4 protein-coding genes are annotated in these 3346 nt (G+C 47.2%); 3 read left to right on the top strand and 1 reads right to left on the bottom strand.

What is annotated here, in order from left to right:
• Positions 1-881, top strand: an 881-nt coding sequence (locus tag ABNT28_RS10465; RefSeq protein ID WP_348721559.1) for an NAD(P)-dependent oxidoreductase, incomplete at its 5' end; no start/stop codon positions are given.
• A 34-nt stretch (positions 882-915) separates the two neighbouring features.
• Here ABNT28_RS10465 and ABNT28_RS10460 read toward each other — a convergent pair.
• Positions 916-1464 (bottom strand): tetratricopeptide repeat protein, encoded by a 549-nt coding sequence (locus tag ABNT28_RS10460; protein ID WP_348721558.1) that lies wholly within the window; start codon positions 1462-1464, stop codon positions 916-918.
• A gap of 127 nt (positions 1465-1591) precedes the next feature.
• On the opposite strand from ABNT28_RS10460, the gene ABNT28_RS10455 reads away from it, so the two are divergent.
• Complete coding sequence (locus ABNT28_RS10455) at positions 1592-1981, top strand: hypothetical protein (RefSeq protein ID WP_348721557.1); 390 nt, start codon at positions 1592-1594, stop codon at positions 1979-1981.
• Positions 1982-1985: 4 nt separating this feature from the next.
• Positions 1986-3346: PAS domain S-box protein (locus tag ABNT28_RS10450; RefSeq protein WP_348721556.1), on the top strand; the 1361-nt coding region annotated here is incomplete at its 3' end.

The raw sequence follows: 3346 nt of genomic DNA, 5'->3' as shown, positions 1-3346 counted from the left end.
ATGTGATTGTTCGCGATCTGGATAAAGATGTCGCGCAACCGTTTCTGGATGCTGGTGCGCACTGGGCGGACTCGCCTAAAGACATGGCCGCCGCCAGCGATGTGATTATCACATGTCTGCCATCTCCGGCGGCTAGTGCTGCGGTTATGGAAGCCGAAGACGGCGTTCTGGCGGGGTTGTCGACAGGTAAAATCTGGGCCGAAATGAGCACAACCGATGAAACCGAGGTTAAACGTCTGGGAGAAAAGGTTCTGGCAACAGGCGCCTTTCCGGTGGATTGTCCAGTCTCGGGCGGATGTCATCGCGCCGCTACAGGCAATATTGCGATTTTTGCTGGCTGTGACAGGCATGTATTTGAAAAGATGCTTCCTGTTTTAACTATTTTGGGGCGCCGCGTGCTGCATACAGGCCCATTGGGGTCGGCTTCAGTGCTTAAGGTGATGACCAACTATCTAGCCACCGCCAATCTAGTGACGGTATGTGAGGCGCTGGTAACATCAAAAATGGCTGGCATGGATCTAAACACAACATATGAAGCAATCCGCATCTCGTCGGGCAACTCCTTTGTTCATGAAACCGAAAGTCAGGTCATTTTGAATGGCAGTCGGGATATTAATTTCACTATGGATCTGGTTATCAAGGACATAAGCCTGTTTCAGGCTATTGCTGATCGAGCGGGTGTGCCGCTAGAAATATCACCGAAGCTGATTGAAATTTTCAAGGATGGTCAAGATCGTTTTGGCCCGCGTGAGTGGTCGCCAAATATTATCAAACGGCTGGAAGAAGCAGTTGGCGTTGATATTCTGGCACCGGGCTTTCCAGCTGAAATGACCGATGATGAGCCAGAAGCGGCTGGTTATGAAGTGATTCCGAAATCATAGTCATAAGTTTGCCTGCATGGCGTGGTTAGGCGGGTTACAGCGCCTGGCCTTGTAATTTTAACTTTAAGGCATCGATCATCTGCTGGGCGTTGAGCATGAATGGGTTTACCTGCAAGGCTGCCTCGTAGGTGCTCAGCGCGCCTTTCAGATTCCCATTTTGCATATGGATCATGGCCAACCCTGATAAAGCCCCAAAATGGCGCGGCTCACGTTTGAGTACTTCGACGATGTCAGCTTTGGACGCATCATGATCACCCATTATATAACGCACTGTTGCGCGCTTGTTCCATGCTTCGGCAAAGTCAGGCTCTTTATCAATGAGGCGGGAAAAAATACGGTCAGCTTCGGCAAGTTCATTCGCTTGCATCATCTGCATACCCAGTCGCATCATGCCAGTTGCATCGGGGTTGTTGTCGTGGACAACCCATAGTGACCAGATTTTATTTTCGATATCTCTAGCCTTGGTTGATGTTGTTACCTGTAACGCGCGAAATAGTTCGTTCAGAGCGGGGTTGGTCTGATCCGCGAATACTGTGCCTGGCACCAGTATCAGTAATAAAGTGATTATTTTAAGATACCTCATAATTAAAATATAGCCTGTCATCAGTAAATGCCAAGGGTTAAGTGGGATTTTGGACGTTTCCCAATATCGTGCTTTGGTCAATACACTAACGCCATTAAACTGATGTGACACTGAAATGGAGTGTCGAATGAAAGGTGTACATATATTCATAGTAAGCCTGTGGTTGTTAATCATCCCGCATCATGTCAACGCGTCGAGTCTGGATGCTGTTACTAAGGCGCAACTTCAGACCACGATGATTACCTTTTTAGAGAAGGCGGCTGACAAGGCTGGGGCATTTGGGGTGATTGACCGCGAAACCGGCGTCCGTGTGGCGGTGTTTCCAGGGGCAATCCATCCACGCATTGTGCCTTATGGCGATGATTATTTTCTGTGTATCGAAATGTTCGATAGTGCAGGTAATAAATATGATGCTGATTTTCTGGTTCGAAACGGTACAGACGGATGGATGGTTGTCGATGTTATGATGAACCAGCGTGATCTGCTCCGTAAAGCCATCGCCAATTCAGGCTCTTAACGTCATGTTGTCCAAGACAGGCTGGGCAGGAAAATTCTCGCTGAACAGCCTGTTTATGCGGTTTTTTCTTTTATGTGTGGCTTCGGCGACATTGGTTAATCTAATTGCAGTTGTCGGTTTCTATCAATATCGGTCAGCAAACGCATCAAACCGGATGGCGGTCGAACTCGCCAATACGGTTCATATAAGTGCACCGCTTCTGGAAACGGCGCTGGACAATGGTCAGCAAGGTGAAGGGCGGCGTATTTTACGTCTGTTTGCGGCATTTCATTATGTTCAATGCGTTGACATTCTAGACGATGGCGATCTTGTCTTATCTTGGCCAGCCATTGGGTGTGCAAAACTTCCCAATGTTGGTGAGAATATGACTTTTGACCAAAGTTTTGCCCGACCCGGGCGCGTGCTTACCTTGCGGATTGATGAGTCTATTTCGGCGCGTGATCTGTATCTGGAAACGGCGCTGTTTGCAGCTACGATTTTTATCATCATTCTTTTGATTTTCTGTGCACTGGCCTTGTCATTCCGCAATGTGGTGTTGCGCCCGCTTGATTTGCTGAAGTCGGCAATGATGGTGGCATCGCCTGATAATCCGGTACTTGCCAAGCGTGTTCGCAATGACGAGTTGGGAGCAATGGTCAATGTTTATAACAAGCTCGCAGCGGCATCACGATATTATATGCGCCGATTATACAGATATCAGAACTCGTTATTGACCAGCGAACAGAGGTTTAAGGATATTGCCGAAATTTCAGGTGACTGGTTCTATGAAATGGATGCCCAATTAACGTTCACTTTTATGTCCGAACGATTTTTTGATCTGTTTGCATTACGTGATGCGGATGTGATTGGCAAATCGCATATCGATCTGAATGTTGGGGAGACCGAAAACGAAACGCTACGTGAGCATATAAAGTTGATGAGGCGTCATCAGGAGTTTCGCAACCTAGAATATCAGCTTGTTGATGGGGGCGGTAAGGTCAAATGGGTGTCGATTAATGGCAAACCTGTTTTTGATGATCAATCCATATTTCAAGGCTACCGTGGAACTGGTTCGGACATAACAGTGCAGAAATTACGCGCCCGTTTGCTAGAAGAAACCAGCCGCGATATTAACGACTCACTTCAATATGCTAGCAATATCCAGCGGGCACTGCTGTGTGACCGAAAATACATGACAGGAATTTTGGGTAAAACGATTGCGATCTGGCAACCCAAGGATTTGGTTGGGGGCGATTTTTACTGGCTGAAAAAGATTGCCAATAACGATTATTTGGTATTTTTTGATTGTACTGGTCATGGTGTGCCAGGTGCATTCATGACGTTGATTGTAACCTCAGTTCTTGATCAGATTGCTGTATCTACATC

The sequence above is a fragment of the uncultured Candidatus Puniceispirillum sp. genome (assembly GCF_963979125.1).
Taxonomy (GTDB): Bacteria; Pseudomonadota; Alphaproteobacteria; order Puniceispirillales; family Puniceispirillaceae; genus Puniceispirillum.
This window is presented reverse-complemented; position numbering and strand designations above follow the sequence as displayed.